General features: G+C 39.7%; 22 protein-coding genes and 1 tRNA gene. 13 read left to right on the forward strand and 10 right to left on the reverse strand.

Features of this window, described 5'->3' with window-relative positions; translation table 11 throughout:
* Positions 1-54: 54 nt before the first annotated feature.
* Positions 55-984: a hypothetical protein gene (locus HY063_13805; protein ID MBI3502861.1), complete on the reverse strand. Its 930-nt coding sequence runs from the start codon at positions 982-984 to the stop codon at positions 55-57.
* A gap of 184 nt (positions 985-1,168) precedes the next feature.
* On the opposite strand from HY063_13805, the gene HY063_13810 reads away from it, so the two are divergent.
* A complete protein-coding gene (locus HY063_13810; GenBank protein ID MBI3502862.1) occupies positions 1,169-1,813 on the forward strand; it encodes a DUF4294 domain-containing protein in 645 nt (214 codons plus the stop codon).
* Between the two features lie 48 nt (positions 1,814-1,861).
* Here HY063_13810 and HY063_13815 read toward each other — a convergent pair whose 3' ends face one another.
* Together HY063_13815 and HY063_13820 are read right to left on the reverse strand one after the other, a co-directional pair.
* Positions 1,862-2,755: a 3-hydroxybutyryl-CoA dehydrogenase gene (locus HY063_13815; GenBank protein ID MBI3502863.1), complete on the reverse strand. Its 894-nt coding sequence runs from the start codon at positions 2,753-2,755 to the stop codon at positions 1,862-1,864.
* Positions 2,756-2,764: 9 nt separating this feature from the next.
* Entirely contained in the window at positions 2,765-3,415 is a 651-nt protein-coding gene (locus tag HY063_13820) for an aquaporin (GenBank protein ID MBI3502864.1), read from the reverse strand.
* 87 nt (positions 3,416-3,502) lie between these two features.
* Here HY063_13820 and HY063_13825 point away from each other — a divergent pair, with 87 nt between their 5' ends.
* Entirely contained in the window at positions 3,503-3,973 is a 471-nt protein-coding gene (locus HY063_13825; GenBank protein MBI3502865.1) for a redoxin domain-containing protein, read from the forward strand.
* On the opposite strand, the gene HY063_13830 is transcribed toward HY063_13825, so the two are convergent.
* The gene (locus tag HY063_13830) at positions 3,966-4,748 is read right to left on the reverse strand and encodes a class I SAM-dependent methyltransferase (GenBank protein MBI3502866.1); all 783 of its coding nucleotides are present in this window, start codon (positions 4,746-4,748) and stop codon (positions 3,966-3,968) included. The genes HY063_13825 and HY063_13830 overlap by 8 nt on opposite strands.
* Between HY063_13830 and HY063_13835 the strand changes: the two genes are divergently transcribed.
* The 5 genes from HY063_13835 to HY063_13855 all read left to right on the forward strand — a co-directional run bounded on the left by HY063_13835 (position 4,737) and on the right by HY063_13855 (position 8,614).
* A complete protein-coding gene (locus tag HY063_13835; protein MBI3502867.1) occupies positions 4,737-5,051 on the forward strand; it encodes a hypothetical protein in 315 nt (104 codons plus the stop codon). The genes HY063_13830 and HY063_13835 overlap by 12 nt on opposite strands.
* The gene (locus HY063_13840) at positions 5,048-6,268 is read left to right on the forward strand and encodes an aspartate aminotransferase family protein (protein ID MBI3502868.1); all 1,221 of its coding nucleotides are present in this window, start codon (positions 5,048-5,050) and stop codon (positions 6,266-6,268) included. Before HY063_13835 ends, HY063_13840 begins: the two co-directional genes overlap by 4 nt.
* Positions 6,269-6,273: 5 nt before the next feature.
* A complete protein-coding gene (locus HY063_13845) occupies positions 6,274-6,948 on the forward strand; it encodes a response regulator transcription factor (protein ID MBI3502869.1) in 675 nt (224 codons plus the stop codon).
* 4 nt (positions 6,949-6,952) lie between these two features.
* A complete protein-coding gene (locus HY063_13850; protein ID MBI3502870.1) occupies positions 6,953-8,269 on the forward strand; it encodes a HAMP domain-containing histidine kinase in 1,317 nt (438 codons plus the stop codon).
* 141 nt (positions 8,270-8,410) lie between these two features.
* Positions 8,411-8,614, forward strand: a complete 204-nt coding sequence (locus HY063_13855) for a hypothetical protein (GenBank protein ID MBI3502871.1) — start codon at positions 8,411-8,413, stop codon at positions 8,612-8,614.
* Between the two features lie 48 nt (positions 8,615-8,662).
* On the opposite strand, the gene HY063_13860 is transcribed toward HY063_13855, so the two are convergent.
* The 5 genes from HY063_13860 to HY063_13880 all read right to left on the reverse strand — a co-directional run bounded on the left by HY063_13860 (position 8,663) and on the right by HY063_13880 (position 11,591).
* Positions 8,663-9,025, reverse strand: coding sequence for a CoA-binding protein (locus HY063_13860; GenBank protein ID MBI3502872.1), 363 nt, complete (start codon positions 9,023-9,025; stop codon positions 8,663-8,665).
* On the reverse strand, positions 9,022-10,248 hold the full coding sequence (locus HY063_13865) for an MFS transporter (protein ID MBI3502873.1): 1,227 nt from the start codon (positions 10,246-10,248) through the stop codon (positions 9,022-9,024). Before HY063_13865 ends, HY063_13860 begins: the two co-directional genes overlap by 4 nt.
* Before the next feature lies 1 nt (position 10,249).
* A tRNA-Ser gene (locus HY063_13870) sits at positions 10,250-10,340 on the reverse strand.
* Between the two features lie 89 nt (positions 10,341-10,429).
* A complete protein-coding gene (locus HY063_13875) occupies positions 10,430-10,900 on the reverse strand; it encodes a 6,7-dimethyl-8-ribityllumazine synthase (protein MBI3502874.1) in 471 nt (156 codons plus the stop codon).
* Positions 10,901-10,907: 7 nt separating this feature from the next.
* Positions 10,908-11,591: a tetratricopeptide repeat protein gene (locus HY063_13880; GenBank protein ID MBI3502875.1), complete on the reverse strand. Its 684-nt coding sequence runs from the start codon at positions 11,589-11,591 to the stop codon at positions 10,908-10,910.
* Positions 11,592-11,692: 101 nt separating this feature from the next.
* Between HY063_13880 and HY063_13885 the strand changes: the two genes are divergently transcribed.
* Genes HY063_13885 through HY063_13895 form a run of 3 tightly spaced genes read left to right on the forward strand, consistent with a single transcriptional unit; the run spans position 11,693 to position 14,537 of the window.
* Complete coding sequence (locus HY063_13885; GenBank protein MBI3502876.1) at positions 11,693-12,796, forward strand: DNA replication/repair protein RecF; 1,104 nt, start codon at positions 11,693-11,695, stop codon at positions 12,794-12,796.
* A 44-nt stretch (positions 12,797-12,840) separates the two neighbouring features.
* The gene (locus tag HY063_13890) at positions 12,841-13,128 is read left to right on the forward strand and encodes a DUF721 domain-containing protein (GenBank protein MBI3502877.1); all 288 of its coding nucleotides are present in this window, start codon (positions 12,841-12,843) and stop codon (positions 13,126-13,128) included.
* Between the two features lie 29 nt (positions 13,129-13,157).
* A complete protein-coding gene (locus tag HY063_13895) occupies positions 13,158-14,537 on the forward strand; it encodes a T9SS type A sorting domain-containing protein (protein MBI3502878.1) in 1,380 nt (459 codons plus the stop codon).
* 2 nt (positions 14,538-14,539) lie between these two features.
* On the opposite strand, the gene HY063_13900 is transcribed toward HY063_13895, so the two are convergent.
* Positions 14,540-16,024, reverse strand: coding sequence for a hypothetical protein (locus tag HY063_13900; GenBank protein ID MBI3502879.1), 1,485 nt, complete (start codon positions 16,022-16,024; stop codon positions 14,540-14,542).
* A 174-nt stretch (positions 16,025-16,198) separates the two neighbouring features.
* Between HY063_13900 and HY063_13905 the strand changes: the two genes are divergently transcribed.
* The 3 genes from HY063_13905 to HY063_13915 all read left to right on the forward strand — a co-directional run bounded on the left by HY063_13905 (position 16,199) and on the right by HY063_13915 (position 21,524).
* The gene (locus HY063_13905; GenBank protein MBI3502880.1) at positions 16,199-17,974 is read left to right on the forward strand and encodes a T9SS type A sorting domain-containing protein; all 1,776 of its coding nucleotides are present in this window, start codon (positions 16,199-16,201) and stop codon (positions 17,972-17,974) included.
* A gap of 95 nt (positions 17,975-18,069) precedes the next feature.
* Positions 18,070-19,947, forward strand: a complete 1,878-nt coding sequence (locus HY063_13910) for a T9SS type A sorting domain-containing protein (protein ID MBI3502881.1) — start codon at positions 18,070-18,072, stop codon at positions 19,945-19,947.
* Positions 19,947-21,524, forward strand: a complete 1,578-nt coding sequence (locus tag HY063_13915) for a T9SS type A sorting domain-containing protein (GenBank protein MBI3502882.1) — start codon at positions 19,947-19,949, stop codon at positions 21,522-21,524. The genes HY063_13910 and HY063_13915 overlap by 1 nt, the downstream gene beginning before the upstream one ends.
* Positions 21,525-21,534 lie beyond the last annotated feature (10 nt).

Here is a 21,534-nt window from a genome sequence, read left to right on the forward strand (position 1 = left end):
AAAAGTCCCCGATTGCTCAGGGACTTTTTCAGTTAACACAACCAACAAAACAATTTACTTGAGAGTGATGGCAGCAGTATAAGTGCCGATAGTTAGGAGCGCCTGATTATCGCACGCTCCGCTGCCCTGGGAATTAGGATAAGCAAAATTAATGTTCCTGGTTTTTTTGGTTCCGGGAGTGAAGTCAAGTGCACCGTCAATGAACGGATGATGACCGGGATGAAGGGCATCAGGCGAGCAGGTGAAATCACGCACAAGTTGGGTTACTACGTTTGCAGTAAAACTTTCTCCTTTCGCAGTTGTGCCGCTTGCAGTTCCGGTAATTCCTACACGCGCTTTACTCCATATAATATGAGTGGCTTGTCCCATATATACTGTAGGGTCGCTGGTATTTAAAAGTGTTTTGGTTCTTGCGCAAGTCCAGCTAATCGTTCCGTTTGAGGTAACAATGCTTACAGTAGCGCTTACTGACCATGTTAAATTAGTGGTTGCCGGATTAAAAGTCGGAGAAGTGGTGTTGATAATGGTTTTGTTCACGCTAACCGCATTTCCATCCACAATATAATTGCTTGATGTTATATGCACGTTGAAACCGGGATTTCTGTAATACTTGGCGCCATTGGTGGAAGCCGAATAATCAAGCATCAGAGTGCCGCTGCGTGTGTGCCCGTCAATGCAGGTTCCTCCGTTAAATGTAATCGTAATTGTTTTAAGTGCTGTGTCAGTGCTTACGGTTGCACACGATGTTAAAATGTTTTCATCTCCGTAGCGGTAAGAAGTCATAGCGCCATCTTCCGATGCCTGCCCTGCCATGTTGGTAACGTCATCGGCATTGCGTTCTGCCATGTTGTTGTCGTTTGCGCTGGCGCCATCAATGTCGGCAGGTGTGGGCGCGTCAGGGTTGTGCTTTTTGCAGGAAACCATTGCCATTCCCATTGCAAATAAAATGGCAGCGATTGAAAATGTAATTTTAGTTGTTTTCATTGTTTTGATTTTTTTGTGAATATTATTTCTGATTTGGGAGTATGACGACTTGTAAAAGAGAAAAGTTACAGCATTCATTTAATAAAGTTTTTTGCAGATTAATAACGAATAGTTACCTTTGATGAAACAATTCAGCTTTTGGTTCGTTATAGAATGGCATAATTGTTGAAAGTTTATATAAATCATGGCAGTTTTTCGTAAAACATATACTCTTTTACTTTTACTTATATATATTCCTTTTGGAACTTTTGCTCAAACCAAAAGAAAAAAAGATTCAAACAATAAAACAATAGTTCCTCAGCCGGCATATGAAAATAAAATTCTTCTTCCTACTCTTGCTTATAACGGAGAAACTTTACCCACTATAACAATTCAGGAATTTCCCGTAATTGCCGCGCGTGTTTTCAGAAGTGAAAAAGAAAAACAAGCATACCTGAAACTTAAACGCGATGTGAAGAAAGCATATCCGTATGCCATTCTTGCTTCTGTAAAACTGAAAGAGTACGATGCCATTCTTGCGAACATGAATGAAAAAGAACGCACACCTTATCTGAAAAAAACGGAGAGAGAATTAAAAGAACAGTTTGAAAGTGATTTGAAAAATCTCACTATGAATCAGGGAAGAATTTTAATTCGCCTGATTGACCGCGAAACAGGAAAAACAACTTATAAAGTAATTCACGATTATCGCGGAACTTTTTCGGCTTTTGTTTGGCAATCTTTTTCTTTGCTCTGGGGCAACAATCTCAAATGGAAATACGACCCGTCAAAAGGAGAAGATAAATTAATTGAAGAACTCATTCAACAAATTCAAGACGGTGAAGTTTAAATCTTCGAAAAACGAATTTGTACGAAAAATACGAAAAGGGCTTTCTGATTATTTTTTCCTGAACCGTTTCGCCACTTTTAATTCCTTGCTTCCTGCAGCGTATTCGTAAAAACCTTTTCCGGATTTTATTCCAAGATTTCCCGATGCCACCATGTTTTCAAGAAGAGGGCAAGGCGTGTATTTCGGATTTTGAAATCCTTCGTAAAGAACTTTCATAATAGAAAGGCAAACATCCAGCCCGATGAAATCTGCCAGTTGAAGCGGACCCATCGGGTGAGCCATTCCAAGTTTCATCACCGTGTCAATTTCTTCAACACCTGAAACGCCTTCGTGCAAAGTATAAATGGCTTCGTTAATCATGGGCATTAAAATCCGGTTTGCAACAAAACCTGGCGCATCATTTACTTCTACCGGAACTTTTTTGAGTTTCACAGAAATATCCATGATTGTTTTTGTAATTGCATCAGAAGTTTCTTTTCCGCGAATTACTTCCACCAGTTTCATCAACGGAACAGGGTTCATGAAATGCATTCCGATTACTTTGTCTGTGCGCTGGGTAACGGAAGCAATTTTAGTAATTGAAATGGATGAAGTATTGCTCGCAAGAATCGTTTCCGGTTTGCAAATGGAATCGAGTTGTTTGAAAATATTTAATTTAAGTTCCGTATTTTCTGTAGCGGCTTCCACTACTAAATCAGCATTCTTCGCGCCATCTTCTAATTTAATGTAAGTGGAAATATTTCCGATCGTAATTTTTTTTTGTTCTTCGGTTAAACTTCCTTTAGCGACTTGCCTGTCAATATTTCTTGTGATAGTTGCAATTGCTTTATCCAAAAATTCCTGTTTGATATCCACCAGCGAAACTTTATATCCGAATTGCGCAAAGGTGTGAGCAATGCCGTTGCCCATTGTTCCACTTCCGATTACAGTAATGTTTTGCATGAAAGAAAATTAAGAAGCGAACTCGTCAGGATTAATGATTCTATAAGCAAGTGACGCTGTTGCTCCGCCAACAAATGGTCCCACGAGATAAAGCCAAAGATGTTGAATTGGATGGCAAGGGCATGTTCCGAAGAAAGTGTCAACGAGAATCGGTCCTGTTCCAACGGCAGGATTAAATGCTCCTCCTGAAATATCTCCAACAGTAATTGCTCCTGCCAGAACTGTGGAACCGATAGCGAGCCCGTAGTAATGATTGCCTTCGGTTTTTTTTGAAGTGGCGACAGAAAGCACAACTAAAGAAAGCGCAAAAGAAAAAATTATTTCGCAGGCAAGCGGCTTGAGAATATTTATATCGGGATTTGGTTTTGGCCCGCCAATACTTTTTCCCCAGACAAGAAAGAAAATTAGCGCTGCACAAAATGCCGCGATGAATTGGATTAGCATATATATAAGGGAATCTTTCACTCCTATTTTTCCGCGAAGCAAAATGGCAAGTGTAACGGAAGGATTATAATGCGCGCCAGAAATGTGCCCGCCCATGTATACCATTACCATCAGTACAGCGCCAATGCCGATGGGAGCAAGAAAATTTCCGCCCGAAAAACAAATAGTGAAAACAAGGAAAAATGTTCCGATAAATTCTACAAGATATTTTCTCATGGGTAATGTTTTTAAAAGTTGGAGGCAAAGATAAATTTTTTACATTCGTCCTTCAGAAAAGAAATTCACAACTTTAAAATATTTTTTATGCCAATCACAATCGGACAAAAAGCGCCCAACTTCAATCTTCCTGACCAGGATAAAAACATGCACTCGCTCGAAGCACTGAAAGGAAAAAATGTTGTCTTGCTTTTTTTTCCAGCGGCATTCACCGGAGTTTGCACCAAAGAAATGTGCGAAACCACCAGCGACCTTTCGTATTACAGTGGGCTGAATGCAAACGTGTACGGCATTTCGGTTGACATGCCTTTTTCATTGGGAAAATTCCGCGAAGTAAATGGAATTAAATTTCCGCTGCTTTCCGATTTTAATAAAGAAGCGATTTCTGCCTATGATGTGCGCAATGAAAATTTTTCTGTGGGATTGAAAGGAGTTGCCAAGCGCGCTTCGTTTGTGATTGACAAAGAGGGAACGATTCGTTTTGCAGAAGTTCTTCCTGCCCCAGGAGATTATCCCAACTTTGAAGGAATTAAAAAAACGTTGGAATCGCTCAAATAATTTTTTTGGCTATCAAAATTAGCCGCTCCGATTTTTTTTCGTCAAAGGCATTCAGTTTATAATCGCCAAAGAAATTTATAACCGTAAGTTTATTTGCTTCAAAAAGTTTTTCTAATTCTGTTTTTTCATAAGCGCGGACTTTTTCAGAGAAAAAATATTTTTTGCCTTTATCAGTGATTTCAATTTCCTTCACAATCATTTTTCCCCGAAGTGATTTTTTTATTTTAAAGTTTACATTACTGCAGTTGAAAGTTGTTTCAGGAACTAATTGTTGAATTTCTCTTTTGTAATTCATAAAATCAAATACAAATAATCCGTCTTTTTTCAGAGCAGCAGAAATTGATTTCAGCATTTTATTATTTTCATAATCATTTTCAAAATATCCGAAACTTGTAAATAAGTTTAATGCCACATCATAATAATTTATTCGGAAAAGATTTCTGATGTCGTGTGTATAGAAATTTAAATTTTTTCTTTCCGATTTTTTTGCTTCTAAAATATTTTTTTCGCATAAATCAATTCCGGTAACCTCCTCAATTTTTTTTTCATTCAGATAAACCGAATGCCTTCCTCTTCCGCAGCCGCAATCCATAATTTTTGCGGAGGAAGCAATTTTTAGAAATGAAATAAGAGTATCGAGAAATAATTTTGCCTCTTCACAATCCCTGTGTTTGTAAAGAAGTGCATAATATTCCGAGCCAAACCAATCTTCAATCCAATCAGTCATTGTATTATTATTAGTAAATTTGAAAATAGTTTTACCGTGAAAAATCATGCAAAGATAGTTTTATGTTTTTTTCTCGCATGGTTGTTCTTTTTTTATTCCGGAAAATGTTTTTCGCAGCGTGTGGCAGAAAATAATTCTATTATTTCCGGAGCGAAAAATATTGCCGCAGTGGCTGCGCCCATTGTGAAAGATGCGTATAAAAGAGAAGAAAACAGAAATGCCGTAGTGAAAGGCATAAGCAATCTGGCAGGACAAGCGGTTCCATTGGCAGAAAAAGCCGCGCCTATTATGCGAAAAGGATTTGTAATTGGAAAAAAGATTTTGAAAGTTCTTAAAAAGATTTTGCGATGACCAACCGGGAAATATTTTTTAATCATATCGCGCAGACATCTCTTTCTCCGCCTGCGCTTGAAATAAAATCTGCAAACGGAATTTATATCTATGGAGCTGATGGAAAAAAATATTTCGATTTGATTTCAGGAATATCGGTTAGCAATTTAGGGCATGGCAATTCAAAAATTGTCAGCGCGATAAAAAAGCAACTCGATAAGCATAAATATGTAATGGTCTATGGAGAATTTATTGTTTCCCCGCAGGTGGAATATGCAAATCTTCTTGTAAAATATCTTCTCCGAACGAAGTTACGGAGTCCGTCTTCCAGCGGACCTAAAAATTTAGATAATGTTTATTTCACTTCCTCCGGTGCGGAAGCGGTTGAAGGCGCACTGAAACTTGCAAAACGTTTTACGGGAAGAACTGAAATCATTGCATTCAAAAATTCTTATCATGGCAGCACGCACGGAGCGTTGAGCGTGATGGGAAATGAAATGTTCAAGCAGGCATTTCGCCCGCTGCTTCCGGATATCCGCTTTCTGGAATTTAACAATGAAAAAGATTTAGCGCTGATAAGTTCTAAAACTGCCTGCGTAATTGTTGAACCCATTCAGGGAGAAGCAGGAATTATTTTACCGCAAAAAAATTTTCTGGAAAAACTTCGGGACAAATGCGGTGATGCCGGAGCATTATTAATCTTTGATGAAATTCAAACCGGAATGGGAAGAACCGGAAAACTTTTTGCGTTTGAAAAATATAAAGTTGTCCCGGATATTCTTTGCCTTGCAAAAGCACTTGGAGGTGGAATGCCGATGGGCGCATTCATCTCTTCTAAAAAAATTATGTCAACGCTTTCGTACGAACCGGTGCTCGGGCACATTACAACTTTTGGCGGTCATCCGCTGAGTTGCGCTGCGGGAATTGCTTCCATGAAAGAAATTGTTTCAAAAAAATTATTTCTTTCTGCTGAGAAAAAAAATAAATTGTTCAGAAAACTTCTCAAACATTCGCGCATAAAAGAGATACGGGGAGAAGGATTGCTTTTAGCAATTCAGTTTTCCAGTGAAAAAGAAAATAAAAAAATAATTTCAAAATGTATTGAGAATGGTGTCATCACCGACTGGTTTCTTTTTCGCGCGGATGCGATGCGCATTGCGCCTCCTATCATAATTTCGGAAAAAGAGATTAAACTTGCATGCGAAATAATTCTTCGTTCAATTGAATCTATAAAATAAATTTTATGAATGTTCTCATAGTGGAAGATGAAAAAGGGCTTTCGGCAGAGATAAAATCTTTTCTGGAGAAAGAAAATTTTTTATGCGAAAGCGCCTACACGGGCAAGGAGGCATCCGAAAAAATTTTTGTAAACAACTATGATTTTGTTTTGCTTGATTTGGGTTTGCCGGATTATGAAGGATTAAATCTTCTAAAGGAAGCCCGTGAAGCAAACCGTGAATCGGCTTTTATAATTTTGACTGCGCGCGGTGCGGTGGATGATAAAATAAAAGGATTGAATCTTGGAGCGGATGATTATCTGGCAAAACCGTTTTCACTTCTGGAATTGCTTTCGCGCATGCAGGCGATTACGCGGAGAAAACACGGGCTGAAAAAAAATCTCATTAAAGTTTTTGATTTCACCATAGATATTCAAAAGCGTTCCGTTCTTCAAGGAGCAAAAGAAATTGCTCTCACGAAAAAAGAATTTGACATTCTCGTTTATCTTGTGCTTCATAAAAACCGCGTGCTTACGCGCAACCAACTTACCGAACACATTTGGGGTGATGTGCTCGAAGAGGATTACGATTCCAACTATGTGGACGTGCATATAAAAAATCTCCGGAAAAAATTAGCAGCACACGCTTCTGCTGATTGGCTCGAAACAGTCCGCGGAATCGGTTATCGCGTTAACGCCTGATATAATGAAACTCAACAATAAACTCACACTTGTCAACACGGCTTCCAAACTATTAATTTTTATTGCCATTGTTTTTCTTGTTCCCTTCATGGTGAGAAAAGTTGTGCTTGACCTCACCGATAAGCGCCTGGTTGTAATGCAAAAAAGAGTAATAGGAATTATTGATAAAGTGGGAATAAATAATTTTATCCGCACGGAAAGCGACAGCAGTTTTGCGAGTTACAATATTTTGAAAGAAGAATATATTTCTCTTGAACCGATTTCTGATTCAACAAAAATTTCTGACAAGATTAATAATGATGAACGGAATATTGAAAATGTGATAGTGGATTACCGCGTGCTGAGTTCTGTTTTTCTGAAGGAGAATAAAAAATATCTTCTGGAAATAGGAAAGAGTTTGTCGAACATAAATCAATTAGATAATACCATTAAAAAGTTTGCTTTATATATTCTCATAGCTATTTTGATAATTACTGTGATAACGGATATTACGTTTACAAATTATTTTCTTCGCCCGTTTAAAACCATTATTGAAAAAAAATTGAAACCCATCAGCAATCCAACGGATTTTGATTTCAGGGAAATTAAAACCACTACAGACGATTTTAGAATTCTTGAAAAAACAATTCATGAAATGATGGAGAAAATTAATTATGCTTTTCTGCGCGAGAAAGATTTTACCAGTCATGTTTCGCATGAACTATTGACCCCTATTTCTCTCCTGCAAAGCCGCCTTGAAAATATTTTATCAGACCAGAATATTTCAGAAAATGTTGCGCTGAAAGTTATTGAATCGCAGAAAACATTAACGCGCCTGAAAAAAATAATCAACGCGCTGCTGATGATTTCAAAAATAGAACACGAACAATATTTGAAAGAAGATGCAGTGAATATGAAATACCTTGTTGCAGATGTGCTGGAGGAAATTGATGAACGCTTCGAAGAGAAAAAATTAAATGTGGATGTAAAAGCAGAAACCGATTTTGTAATTCAGGGAAATAAAAGTTTGCTCTTCACTCTTTTATTTAATCTGATTAATAATGCAATAAGGTATAATGTTACGCACGGAAGAATTTTTATCCGTACATTTTTTGAAAATAAAAAATTTATTATTGAAGTTGAAGACAGCGGCATCGGAATTCCGCAGGAAAAAATTAAAATGCTGTTTGACCGTTTCAAGAAAATGAAATTTACCGATGAAGAAAGCCACGGGCTTGGGCTTCCGATTGTAAAAGCCATTGCCGATTTTCATAACATTATGATTACTATCAGTTCTTCCGAAGGAAAAGGAACTGTTTTTAAATTGATTTTTCCATCGTGAAGAATACTTCATCTTATCTTCATTGAAATTCTTTTCCACCTTCATAATTCCTTCACAGCATAGTCATACATTTGTTCAGTAAACACAAAGGAAAATCCTGCGTGTGAAAAACAAAAAGTTCAACAACTAAAACACAACAAAATGAAAAAAGTAGTTTTATTTGCAGCACTCGTTGCATTTTCAATGACAACAGTTCTTGCACAGCAATCAGGTGAAAAAAAATCTGAAGCAAAACCAAAAACTGAAATGAAGAAAGACACAGCAAAGAAAGAAGCGAAGAAAGTTCCTGCTGAGAAAAAAGAAGCAAAGAAAGAAGAAAAGAAAGAAGCTCCTAAAAAGAACTAATTCTTTTTTCGATTGTAAAAAAGTCCGTACAGAAATGTCCGGACTTTTTTATTTATATGTGCCGACAGAAAGCATGGTGAGCGTGCACGCTTCGAGCACTTCAATTCCTGCCTTGCGCGCTTTTTCTTCCAACTCCGGATTTTCTGTTCCCGGATTAAAAATAATTCTTTCCGGTTTCAGCGAAAGAATATAATCGTAATAGTGCGGTTGATTTTTCGCTCCGACATAAAGCGTAATCGTATCCACATTTTCAATTTTCGGAAAGCCGGTTTGAATTTTTATTCCCATAATTTCTCCTTCTTTCAAACCAATTGCCACCACCGGAATATGATTGTAGTGAAGCATGCGCACAGCGCGGTTGGAAAACCGTTCGTGATTTTCTGAAGCACCTATGACTACAGTTTTTTTCATTCCACTTCTATATAGTCAAGTTCTTTTCCGTACGTTTCTTTCAGATTGAAAAGAGAAAAGAAAGCGAGCGACATTACAACTCCTGCAACGATAAGAGCAGAATTCCAGATTCCCAAAGAGGCAGCGATAGAATTCCAAGCCAGCGTCATGAGCACAAGCGATCCGCGAACAAAATTCGGAGCGGTGGTGGTGACTGTAGAACGAATGTTCGTTCCGAATTGTTCCGAAGCAACGGTGACGAACATTGCCCAATATCCCTGCGCTAATCCGAGAATGAAAATGATGAGGTAAAAGAAATTTGCGCTTGCGCCAAACGAATAAAAATATCCAACCATGGAAATTGTAAGAGTAATAAGCGCGATGAGAATGGATTTTTTTCTTGACTTCAGCCATTGACTTATGAAGCCGGTAATCAAACTTCCGAGCGCTGCGCCAATGTAATGATACATGATGGCTCTTCCGGGATTTATTTTTTCAGCAATGCCGAGATATTCTCCGAACTCTTTTGAAAATGTTACGAGAATCCCGATGACATACCAAACAGGAAGCCCTATGAGAATGCAGAAAAGATATTTGAAAAATTTTTCGCGCGTGCGGAAGATGGAAAAAAAATTTCCGCGGCTTGCTTTTGATTCTTTCACTTTGTCAAACATTCCTGATTCGTGAACATAAATTCTTAATCCGAGAAGCAGCAATCCTAAAACCCCGCCAGCCCAGTATGCTTCGCGCCAGCCCCATTCTGCTACTGTGAATGCAAGCACTGCGCCTGCAATTCCAACTCCCGATACAATGCTCGTTCCCCATCCGCGTGTTTCTTTCGACATTACTTCTGAAACCAGCGTGATTCCTACTCCTAATTCTCCGGCTAATCCGAATCCGGCAATCACGCGCAGCCATGCATATTGCTGAAAGGTGTGAACAAAACCGTTTGCAATGTTTGCGAGCGAGTAGAGGAGAATGGTGAGAAACAGCGCGGACAATCTTCCTTTTTTATCTCCGAGAATTCCCCACACGATTCCGCCAAGCAGCATTCCGATCATTTGCATGTTGATGAGAAAAATTCCGGAGTCCTTGATTTTCTCCTGTGCAATTCCGATTTCCGCCAAACTGGGAACGCGCACAATGCTGAAGAGAATCAAATCATAAATATCCACGAAGTAGCCGAGCGCGGCAACGATGACAACAATGTTAAGAGGATTTTTTGTAACGGAATTTCCGGACATGCGGAGGATGGGGGATTCGAACCCCCGATACGGCTTTTCAACCGTATGCCGGTTTAGCAAACCGGTGCCTTCAACCACTCGGCCAACCCTCCGAAATTTTTTGCGGCAGTTTTCCTCTGCACAATAATTTCTGCATTCAAAAACGGGAGCGAATTTAAGAAAAAAGATTAGCAGTGAATTTTTAAGAAAGCATCTTCAGCACCGCTTCTGCTGCCTCTTCTCCTTTGTTCCCGAATTTTCCTCCTGCGCGGTTCAATGCCTGCTCAAGAGTATCGGTAGTAAGCACACCGAAGGAAACCGGTTTATTTGCTGCAAGCGAAACATTCATGATTCCCTGCGAAACGGTTTTGCAGATATAATGATAATGGTCGGTTTCGCCTTTTATAACGCAGCCGAGACAAATTACTGCATCGCATTTTTTTTTCAGAAGGAATTGCGCGGTGAGCGGCAACTCAAAACTTCCGGGAGAATTTTTCCGCAGGATATTTTTTTTTGCAATGCCATTCTCAAGGAGAAATTTTTCTGCGCCTGCATAAAGTTCTTCGGTTACTTCAGGATGCCATTCGGAAACAGCAATGCCGATTTTAATTTTACCGGGAGTGAGCAATAAATTTTTTTTGAAAAAATTTTTTCTCTTTGATGAAGAAGACATGAGAAAATTATTCAGCGATCCCTGCTTTTATTTTCGCGCGTGAAATATATTTTTCCACCTCTCTGCCTTCGCGCGCTTCCGCGAAATCAGATTTCAACTGCTCATAGAGTTGAAGCGCTTCCTTATATTTTCCCTGCGTTTCGTAAAGGGTGGCTGCTTTCATCAGGTAAACGGGAGTGGTGAAATTATTTTCATTTTCTTTTGCCGCTTTCAGATACTGGTTTATCGCATCATCGGTTTTTCCGAGTTCGGCATACGCATCGCCTTGCGCGCCAATAGAAATGGGAGCAAGCATCATATCTTTTCCGTCATACGCTTTCAGTTCGCTGATGGCATCTTCATATTTTCCTTTGTGTAAATAACACAACCCAAGGTATAAATGAGCAAGATTGCCGGAAGTTGTTAAGCCGTACTGGTCGGTAATTTCCTTGAAGCCGAGAAATTGTCCGTCACCGTTAATGGCTTTGTCGAGCGAATCTTTTTCAAAATATTTTTCCGCCATGTACATTTGTCCTTCGGCTTCTTCTTCCATGGGGCCGATGTAAAGTTTTGTCCATGCAAAATATCCGCCCACCAGCACCGCAATGGCTCCGCCAATAATTGACAAACTTTTTTTATTTTCTTCTATGTAGCGTTCCGCCTTGCTGATGGTTTCCTGCACATCAATAGCGGGTTCTTCTTTTTCTGCCATGAAATTTTTTCTTAAAAGAGTGGCAAAGATAGAATTATTTTGTAACGGAAGTTTTAAGCAGAAGACATGATTAGATTTGTATTTTCGTAGCAATGCAGCCGCTGGTTCTCCATAAACTTTCACTCGTGAGTTTTAAAAATTACGCGCATGCCGAGTTGAATTTTTCTCCGCGGTTCAACTGCATTGCGGGAAATAACGGGGAAGGAAAAACAAATCTGCTGGACGCCATTCATTATCTTTCCTTCACAAAAAGTTATTTTAATCCCATTGATTCGCAGAATATTTTTCACGATGCGCCCCTGTTTGTGATACAGGGGAATTTTTTTCAGGATGGAAAAGAAGACGAAGTGTATTGCGCGCAGAAAAAAGGCGAGCGCAAGCAAATCAAGTTGAATAAAAAAGAAGTTGCCCGTTTTGCCGACCACATCGGAATGTTTCCGGCAGTAATGACTTCTCCTTCCGATGTGGAACTGATTCTTGAAGGAAGTGAAGTGCGCAGAAAATTTTCCGACAGCATTATTTCTCAATATGACCGCGCGTATCTTGAAAACATTATTGCTTATTCCAAAGTTTTGCTGCAGCGCAACGCGCAGTTGAAACAATTTTCGAAAAGCGGAAAGTTTGACAACGAGTCGCTGAAAATCTGGGATGTGCAGTTGGTGGAACTTGGAAATAAAATTTACGCCAAGAGAAAAGAATTTTCGGCTGAATTTGAACCCATCTTCAACAAACAGTATGAGTTCATTTCTGGTGGAAAAGAAAAAGTGGAAATTGCCTACCAGTCGCAATTGCATAAAGGCGATTTTGAAGCCCTGCTTAGCGAGGCGCTGGAGAAAGACAGGATTATGGAATATTCCACCGTGGGAGTTCACAAAGATGATTGGGAATTCCGGATGGATAAGTACCCGGTGAAAAAATTTTCTTCGCAGGGGCAGCAAAAATCATATTTGCTCGCGGTGAAGTTGGCACAGTTTGAATTTGTGAAACAACACAAGCAGGTTATTCCCATTCTCATGCTTGATGACATTCACGATAAACTGGACGAGCACCGCGTGAAAAAAATAATTGAACTTGTCAGCGGAAATGATTTCGGGCAGGTGTTCATCACCGATACCAGCAAAGAACGAATTCAGAAACTTTGCAAAAGCGCGGGTGCAGAAATGAAATTATTTAAAGTGAAACAAGGAGCCATATCGGAAGGTTGAAAAAATGATTTTGTTTATTCCTTTTAACTTATACATTTGTGCCCATGTCCACCAACGAACAAAATATCAAAGAAGCGGTCAATGAATTTCTGAAGTCAACGCGGCTGGGCAAAAAACTTTCCGAGCAAAAAATAATCAGCGGATGGGAAAAAATAATGGGTAAGATGATTGCAAAGCATACCAAAGAAGTTTCGATTATCAACAAAAAACTTTTTCTTTCGCTTGATTCGGCACCGCTCAAGCAGGAACTTTTTTACGCGCGCTCAAAAATAATCGGCATGTTAAATGAAGAAGCAGGCGAAGAAATAATTCAAGAAATTATTTTCAGGTAAATAAATACAAACTATTAAATGTATTCCCTATGAAAAAATCTTTACACCTTTCATTCATCCTTTGCGGAGTTTTATTTCTTGGTTCGTCTTCTGCAAACGCACAACTTATTGCTGCGGGCGGCTATCATTCGCTTTTCAACTGCACCAGCAACACCGCGTATGCCTGCGGACAAAATCTTTACGGGCAGTTGGGCGATGCCACTTCCATTGACAAACACACGCCTGTGCAGGCGAGCGGAGCAACCAGCGTAATTGCAGTGGCAACGGTGTATGACCATTCACTTTTTCTGAAAAGCAACAACACCGTTTGGTCGTGCGGAGATAATACGTACGGACAATTAGGCGATGGCACCAACACGGGCAAAAATGCTTCCGTGCAGGTAAGCGGGGTGTCGGGCATAATAGTTATTGCTGCCGGTTACCAGCATTCACTCTTTGTAAAAAATGACGGCACTGTTTGGTCGTGCGGAGACAACACCTACGGGCAGTTGGGCGATGGCACCACCACTCAGCGAAAAACTCCCGTGCAGGTGAGCGGCCTGACAGGAATTACTGCAGCGGCAGCAGGGCAATATCAATCCCTGTTTCTGAAAAACGATGGCACTGTTTGGTCATGCGGAAGAAATAATTACGGGCAGCTGGGCGATGGAACCAACACCGACCGGCATTCTCCCGTACAAATTACTTCGCTCAGCGGAATTTCATTTATTGCTGCGGGCGCTTCGCATTCCATGTTTATAAAGAGCGGTGCGGTGTGGGCTTGCGGAAGAAATAATTTCGGGCAGTTGGGCGATGGCACCACCACCAACCGCAAAACTCCCGTGCAGGCGAGCGGGCTCAGCGGAATTATTTATGTTGCAGGAGGAACGTATCATTCCCTCTTTGTGAAAAACACTAACACTGTCTGGTGTTGCGGGCAAAACGGTTACGGGCAATTGGGTGATGGCACCACTACCGACCAGCACACTGCAGTGCAGGCAAGTTCATTATCCGGCATTACGGAAGTGGCAGGGGGCGGCTCTCATTCGCTCTTCCTGAAAAATGACGGCACCGTTTGGTCATGCGGCTACAATATTTACGGAGAGTTGGGCGATGGCACCACTACCGATAAGCATACCCCAATTCAAATAACCGGTCTTTGCAGTGTGGGTGTGAATGCAGTGGCTGAAAATATTCTCACGGAAAATTTGCGCCTTTACCCGAATCCCTCAAACGGGCAATTCACCATTGCGGGAACAGCAAAGCAATCACAGATTGAAATTTATAATATGCTGGGAGAAAGAATTTATAAATCTGAAATCAACAATTCAAAAATTGAAATTAATTTAGTTGGTCAGCCAAGCGGAATTTACATGGTAAAGATTTCTGTTTCAAACGAAATTATTACCAAGAAGATTGTGATTGAATAAAGTTACAGGGAAAAATTCTTTCCTTTAATTTTGCTTTCAATCCACGATATATAATCAAAATGGTCAAGAGGAATTTTTTCGTGCTTGTCTTTTTTGAGTTCAAGCAATTGCTTTTTTAATTTCTCCAATTCCTGTTTCAATTCTGTTTTTGAATCTATTTTTGGAATTATTCCTCCGAAAAACTCATACATCACGGATAGGCATTTGTATGAATGCTGCACTTCAGGCAATGCCCGTTGTTTAGATTTAGCAAGATGTTCAAGTAATTCAATATTTCCTTTTTCATAGTGAAGAAGAAGATAGAAAATCTGCACGGCCGCCTGCAAATCCAAACGTGCAGCCAGGATTTCTTCTCCTGTGCGAATGCGGTTCATGCAGGCAAGGGATTTTTTCAGTTCTCCTGCCCCGAAAAATATTTTTGCGGAATCGAAAAGCAAAAGGAAAACATGCATCTTATCCAACTTGAATTTTGTTTCTTCCAATTCATGAAGTAATGCTTCAGCTGTTTTTTTTCCTTCTTCAAATTTCCCTGTATTAAGAAAGTAATCAAGGTAATTATCATGGTACGTAAAAAATGCCCATGCTTTTTCGCGTTCCGAAATCATTAAAGAAGAGTTTGCATGGAGTTTGTCAATATAAATTTTTGCTTCTTCATATTTTTTTACCTGATTGCATGAATTTACCAGGTTGTGAAGCGAGTAAAGGTATTGCTGAGGGTTGTGTGTTATTTTTTCGGGATGTGCATCGTAAAGCGCATTTGCTTTTTTCGCATATAAATATTGTTTGCTGAGATTACCATCAATGAAATTATAAGTGAAAAGTGTGTGATACATCGTGTAGGAAGCATTGAACGTAAGCGCATTTTTTTCATCCTGCATGAATGGGTGCCGCATGATTGAGTTCAAGCGTTTTGCTTCTTTTTTATTCCTGCTTTCACCGGATAGAGAAAGAAGAGTGATGATTTCATTCGCAAGATGTGTATATTCTTTCTGGTTATTGAAGAGGAGAAGGATTTTTTTTTCTTCCTCCATTATTTTTGCCGCTTCATTCAAATCAGTTTTGCGCCAGGCGTTGGCATGCTCCATTCTTAGAATTTCAAGGATGAACCCATACATCTCAAAATGTTTTGCGCGCTCTTTTGCTTTGCGGATTAATTTTTCATAAGAAAAATAAAGTCCCTTTTTATAGAGAATGTCTGCCTGCGTAAGGAGCAATCTCAAATCAGATTCTTTGCTGGAATGAAGAACAGCAAGGCGGCTAAGAATTAGATTGAACAGAAAATGTTTCTGAACAGCAAAAATATTTTTGGGAATGCCTGTTTGCTGAATGATTTTTTCTTCATCGTATTCTTTCTGCTTGTCAATCAAATCAAAAATTTTCATATAGGTATGGTCGCCTTCTTCAATGGAAGCGAAAAGTTTGAAAAAGCGTTTTTCGTGCTTATTGAGTGAATGAATCAGTTGGAAAAGTTCTTCTTTTCGTTTCATAGGTATTTAATCAAAATAGTTGGCAGAAGCGCGCGTCATAGAGTAAAGGTAATAAATCAAGTCAAACTGTACATTTGGGTTATTAATAAATCCACTACTTTAATTTGGATTGTTCTGCTTTTATGAGAATCTTTGAATAAGAAATCAAACACCAACAAACCAAATTAAATTACGATGAAAAAATTAATACTCTTTCCCTCAATTATTTTTCTGCAATATGCAGGAATGCATGCACAAATCAATTACACCGTTGATGCAAACGCTTTTCTTGGCGCATCACTCGAAGGCGGTAACACGCAAGTTCGTCTTGCCGATGTTGATCAGGATGGTCATCTGGATTTGATTTCCATAGGAGATCACGGCAGCCCGAACATCAACACCAATCAGCACGGTGTGATGACTTATTTCGGTGACGGCACCGGAACAAATTTTTTTCTGTCAATGAATGGTGGTTTTGGCTATGGCGGATGCGCAGTAGGAGATATTAATAATGACGGCAAACAAGATATTGCTTACAGTTGTCATCATTCCGGAAAATATATTGATGCACTTATCGGAGACGGAAGCGGTACAAACTGGTCTGCATATGGAGCCGGGCTTGCCACGAACGGAGAAACCTACGGAATGTTCGGAACAGATTTAGCAGATATCAACAACGATGGCTGGCTCGATCTTGCTTCCAATTCTTTCGGACAGGGAAACGGTGTGCACATCTATAAGAATAACCAAAACGGAACATGGACGCAAAGCGCAGCATTTGCGCAGAATGGAGCTGTAGGCAAGTATGTTAAGTTTGGAGATATTGACGGAGACGGTAATATGGATTTTGTTGTTTCCAATGAATTGGTTGCTGCTTATTTCGGAAACGGCACCGGAACTTTCACGAATAAGGATAACGGTCTTCCTTACTCAATAAGCGGATATCCATATGAAGATGTTTCGCTTGGAGATATTGACAACGATGGCGATGATGATTTTATTTTTTCAAACTGGGATGCTGCGGGAGTCCGCGGAGTTTATGTTTACAAATGGAATAAAGTAACACAGTCGTGGGACAATGCTTCAGCCGGGCTTCCTACATCAACTACTTCATGGTTCTACATCAATCGTTTGGCAGATATGGATATGGATGGGTATCTCGATGTGATAACGGCAAACTACGATACAAAGAATTTAGAAATCTATAAAGGAAACGGTGGAACATCGTGGACTCTTTGGACATCCATTCCGTTTCCAAATATGTATTGGGCGCAGGTTGCAGATATGGCATTTGGCGATGTAAATCACAGCGGCTATCCTGACATTGCATATTGGTACAGCACGACAGGTGGCAATGCACTGGTTTTAATAAAAGACGATAAAATTCCTACAGATGTTTCCGCATCGCTCACTTATCCCAAAGGAGGAGAATGCTGGCCCAACAATGCAGTTCGATTTATTAATTGGATTTCTGCGATTCCTTCTAATCATTCTTCATCGGTGAAGATTGAATATTCCACTGCAGGAAATTCCGGGCCATGGACAGTGATTGCAAACGCTGCACCCAACAATGGAATTTACCAGTGGAATGTTCCGGCTTCGGTGAATTCTTCAAATTGCTTTATCCGAATTACTGCAACCGATAATATAACTTCTAAAACTGCAGTTACAATGAATGGAAATCCATTTAACATGGGATGTAATTCATCAACCACAGCAATTTTAGAAGAAGAAAATACAAGTGCTGTTTCTGTCTATCCGAATCCGTTCACTTCGTCTGTGACAATTTCTTCCGAAATGCAAAACTGTTCAGTAAATATTTTTGATTTAACTGGAAATGCAGTTCGTAAAATTTCAAATGTGAATCAATTTCCATTTACAATTGAAAGAGGAAATCTTTCTTCAGGAATTTATTTTCTTGAACTTAGAAATGAAAACAAAGTTGAAAGAACCAAACTCGTTATAGAGTAATTGAGAGATTTGGGATTATAATAAGGAAAGCATTTGGTGTTGGATTTGAGAATGAAAATGAGGAGCTTTGTCGGACAACTTTTAAAAAATACAACATGAAAAAAATTTACTTAGTAATCTTATCGGGATTATTTTTCTTCCACACCGCGTTTGCACAGCAAACCGGCTCATTTGACATGACGGTGAACTTTGCGGGAAATCCCAACTTTCCTATTTCATTTTATGTTCCTTCAAATTATAATCCCGCCAATCCGTATAAATTAATTGTCGGGCTTCACGGGCTGGGAGATAATTGCCAGAACTACAGAAATTACCTGGCGCAAAATGTTGCAGGTGTTCCCAGTTCGCCCGTGTATAATGCGATCGTTGTTGCGCCATCAAACGGTGACGGCTCCAACACGGATTTCTGGACTTATCCCTGCGATACAAGCATCATCACCATTGCGATGAACCTTGCTAAGAATAATTATAACATTGACGCAAATGGAATTTACTTGCAGGGAATTTCTCTCGGAGGTCGTGCGGCTCTCCGTTATGGTCTGATAAATTATTCCCGCTTCTGCGGAATTGAATTATGGTGCCCGGCTGTTCAGTCGCTCGCGGAAGCAAATAATCAAGACCCTTCTTTTACCTACCCTTATCAGAACGGAAAATATATTCCGGTAAGCATTTCAATCGGCTCAGAAGACGGCTATATTGAGAATGGACAACTTGATGCAAGCATGAATCAGTTTCTTTCTGCTGGAGCGCTGGCAAACATGCAGATTGAACTCGGTGCGCCTCACGGAGCGCCAAGCAGCGCATACATTTTCAACAATTACAACTATATTAATGCAAATGTTTCTACCTACGCGAACAATGACGCGGGCATTTCTGATATCGTAACTCCGTTTGACGAAGAGTGCTCAACAAGTTTTTCTCCCGTGATAAAAATTCAGAACAAAGGAGCGAACAATCTTACTTCAGTGGTGATAAATTATCAGATAGATGGCGGACCAATACAAACGTATAACTGGTCGGGGAATTTAAAGCGATTGGAAAAAACTTCTGTAACGCTTCCATCGCAGTCAGTTGCACTCGGTTCGCACACTTTCAATGCTTACACTTCTTCTCCGAACGGACAAACAGATGCGGTTCCTTCCAACGATGCATCGCTGAGAAATTTTACTTCGCTCACCAACGGCTCTGTTTCTCTTTCTGAAGGATTTGAAAACGCAGCATATCCTCCTGTTGGATGGAAACAGTCTGGCACAGATAAAGTTTGGAAATGGCAGAAGGTTACTGGCATTGGCGCGAACGGAAGCAGCGCCTGCATAAAATTTGACAACTGGACATTTGATAAGACAGGAAGAAGATATTCCATTTACACTGCTGAATATGATTTTACAAATGCTGGAAATGCCATTCTCACTTATGACTACGCGTATGTTCCGTATCAGGACGCGCAGGGAATTTATGGCGATACGCTTGTAGTTTTTTATTCCACCAGCTGCGGAAGCACATGGACTCAACTTTTATATAAAGGTGGAATGCAATTAAGTTCAACAGGAAGCACAACGAACTCCTGGTTTATTCCAAGCAGTTCTGCGCAATGGAAAACAGAAACCATAAATCTTTCCAGTCTTGTTGGACAACCTAAAGTAATGTTGCGCTTTGAAGATAGACCCAACTGGTCTAACTTGCTTTATCTGGATAATGTTAAGCTAACAGGTATTACTGCAGTGAATGAAGAACAGAAAGAAGCAGCGCTGTTTGTTTTTCCAAATCCGATGAATACATCAGCGACAATCATTTCTGAAATGAAAGACTGTTCTGTCAGCATTTTTGATGTTACAGGCAACCTGGTCAAGAGTTTTTCAAATATCAGTCAGTTTCCCTTGGCAATTCAAAGAGAAAATTTATCTTCGGGAATGTATTTCATAGAGCTTCGTTCTGAAAATAAAATTGAAAGAACAAAACTTATTGTTCAGTAATGAATTTTACAAAAACTATTTCCGCAGTTTCAATTCTGAGTTTTTATCTCGGAGCGCTTCAAAGTTTTTCTCAGTCACCTGACTGGGCGCAGAATGTTGCTCCTATATTATATAACAAATGCACAAGCTGTCATCACTCGGGAGGAATTGCTCCGTTCCCTTTGATAACTTATACAGACGCTCAGCCCTGGACTTCTCTCATTCAGGCAGATGTACAGAGCGGGAAAATGCCCCCGTGGGTTCCTGATACAACCTACAGACATTACGTTCATGAGCGGGTGTTGTCTCAGCAGGAAATAAATACAATTGTAACATGGGTGAATAACGGAGTGCCTTCAGGAAATCTTTCTCTTGCTCCAACTCCTCCTGTTTACAACAATGGTTCTTTTCTTGGAACTCCTGATTTAAAGTTGACGATTCCTCTCTATACAAGTGTTGCGTCAACCAACGATAAGTATCAGTGTTTTTCCTTGCCTACAAATTTTCCACAGGACAGATTTATCAGGGCAATTGAAGTTATTCCCGGTAATAAACAGATTGTTCATCACGTAGTGGTTTTTGAAGACACGGTGAATACAGTTATGATTCCAACCGTAGATACTTCATGTAATTTATCGACTACAAAAATCCTAAGTGTGTATGTCCCCGGTGCAACACCCGCTATTTTTCCGAACGGAGCAAATGTGAAAATGGGAATGCGACTTTCAGCCGGTGCCACTATCCGGGCGCAGATTCATTACCCGAGAAACACGGCAGGACAGCAGGACAGCACCTCTGTAAATATTTTTTTCTATCCTTTAAACACAAGCGGAATAAGAGAAATTTACGCTGATTTTTTGCTCGGCAATTGGAACCTCGCCATTCCTCCCGATTCCACAAAAATTTATACCGCACGCTATCCTGACACAACCACAACTCCTGTGGATTATTCCTTGCTCTCGGTTTTTCCGCACATGCATCTGATAGGGAAAGAAATTGAATCGTATTCAGTCGGTCCGATGAATGACACCACCAAGTTTGTAAAAATTAATAATTGGAATTTTCACTGGCAGGATTTTTACAGTTTCAAAAAAATAATAAAACTTCCGGCTGGAAGCACACTTCATTCACGCGGGCTATATGATAACACAGTAAACAATCCGAATAATCCGAACTCTCCGCCTCAATTGGTAGTCGCAGGTGAACAAACCACTGATGAAATGTTTTTGGTTGCATTTCAGTATTTGCCTTATCAGTCGGGCGATGAAAATATTTCTCTTGATACATTGCTTAATCCTCCAACTGCCATGAGTGAAATTCCTACTTCCAATTTTTCCTGCTACGCTTTTCCGAATCCTACTTCACGGGAAATAGCTTTTCAGTATTATTTAGATTATCCTTCTATTGTGAAAATTAATTTTTATGACGAACTTGGAAAAAAAATAAAATCTCTTTCTGAAAATCAAAGCGGAGGAACAAGGCAAATCATTTGGAACATAAAAGATGAAAATGAAAATAAATTGTCAAGCGGAGTTTACTTCTATAAAATAGAAACGGAAAATAAAACTTCTTCGGGAAAAATTATTATACAACATTAAATCAATTTTT

The organism is Bacteroidota bacterium (assembly GCA_016195025.1).
Taxonomy (GTDB): Bacteria; Bacteroidota; Bacteroidia; order Palsa-948; family Palsa-948; genus Palsa-948.

Excerpts from the sequence above, each read along its gene's own strand:
- HY063_13805 (MBI3502861.1), bottom strand. The coding sequence starts at position 984 with ATGAAAACAACTAAAATTACATTTTCAATCGCTGCCATTTTATTTGCA.
- HY063_13810 (MBI3502862.1), top strand. The coding sequence starts at position 1,169 with ATGGCAGTTTTTCGTAAAACATATACTCTTTTACTTTTACTTATATAT.
- HY063_13815 (MBI3502863.1), bottom strand. The coding sequence starts at position 2,755 with ATGCAAAACATTACTGTAATCGGAAGTGGAACAATGGGCAACGGCATT.
- HY063_13820 (MBI3502864.1), bottom strand. The coding sequence starts at position 3,415 with ATGAGAAAATATCTTGTAGAATTTATCGGAACATTTTTCCTTGTTTTC.
- HY063_13825 (MBI3502865.1), top strand. The coding sequence starts at position 3,503 with ATGCCAATCACAATCGGACAAAAAGCGCCCAACTTCAATCTTCCTGAC.
- HY063_13830 (MBI3502866.1), bottom strand. The coding sequence starts at position 4,748 with ATGATTTTTCACGGTAAAACTATTTTCAAATTTACTAATAATAATACA.
- HY063_13840 (MBI3502868.1), top strand. The coding sequence starts at position 5,048 with ATGACCAACCGGGAAATATTTTTTAATCATATCGCGCAGACATCTCTT.
- HY063_13845 (MBI3502869.1), top strand. The coding sequence starts at position 6,274 with ATGAATGTTCTCATAGTGGAAGATGAAAAAGGGCTTTCGGCAGAGATA.
- HY063_13850 (MBI3502870.1), top strand. The coding sequence starts at position 6,953 with ATGAAACTCAACAATAAACTCACACTTGTCAACACGGCTTCCAAACTA.
- HY063_13855 (MBI3502871.1), top strand. The coding sequence starts at position 8,411 with ATGAAAAAAGTAGTTTTATTTGCAGCACTCGTTGCATTTTCAATGACA.
- HY063_13860 (MBI3502872.1), bottom strand. The coding sequence starts at position 9,025 with ATGAAAAAAACTGTAGTCATAGGTGCTTCAGAAAATCACGAACGGTTT.
- HY063_13865 (MBI3502873.1), bottom strand. The coding sequence starts at position 10,248 with ATGTCCGGAAATTCCGTTACAAAAAATCCTCTTAACATTGTTGTCATC.
- HY063_13875 (MBI3502874.1), bottom strand. The coding sequence starts at position 10,900 with ATGTCTTCTTCATCAAAGAGAAAAAATTTTTTCAAAAAAAATTTATTG.
- HY063_13880 (MBI3502875.1), bottom strand. The coding sequence starts at position 11,591 with ATGGCAGAAAAAGAAGAACCCGCTATTGATGTGCAGGAAACCATCAGC.
- HY063_13890 (MBI3502877.1), top strand. The coding sequence starts at position 12,841 with ATGTCCACCAACGAACAAAATATCAAAGAAGCGGTCAATGAATTTCTG.
- HY063_13895 (MBI3502878.1), top strand. The coding sequence starts at position 13,158 with ATGAAAAAATCTTTACACCTTTCATTCATCCTTTGCGGAGTTTTATTT.
- HY063_13900 (MBI3502879.1), bottom strand. The coding sequence starts at position 16,024 with ATGAAACGAAAAGAAGAACTTTTCCAACTGATTCATTCACTCAATAAG.
- HY063_13905 (MBI3502880.1), top strand. The coding sequence starts at position 16,199 with ATGAAAAAATTAATACTCTTTCCCTCAATTATTTTTCTGCAATATGCA.
- HY063_13910 (MBI3502881.1), top strand. The coding sequence starts at position 18,070 with ATGAAAAAAATTTACTTAGTAATCTTATCGGGATTATTTTTCTTCCAC.
- HY063_13915 (MBI3502882.1), top strand. The coding sequence starts at position 19,947 with ATGAATTTTACAAAAACTATTTCCGCAGTTTCAATTCTGAGTTTTTAT.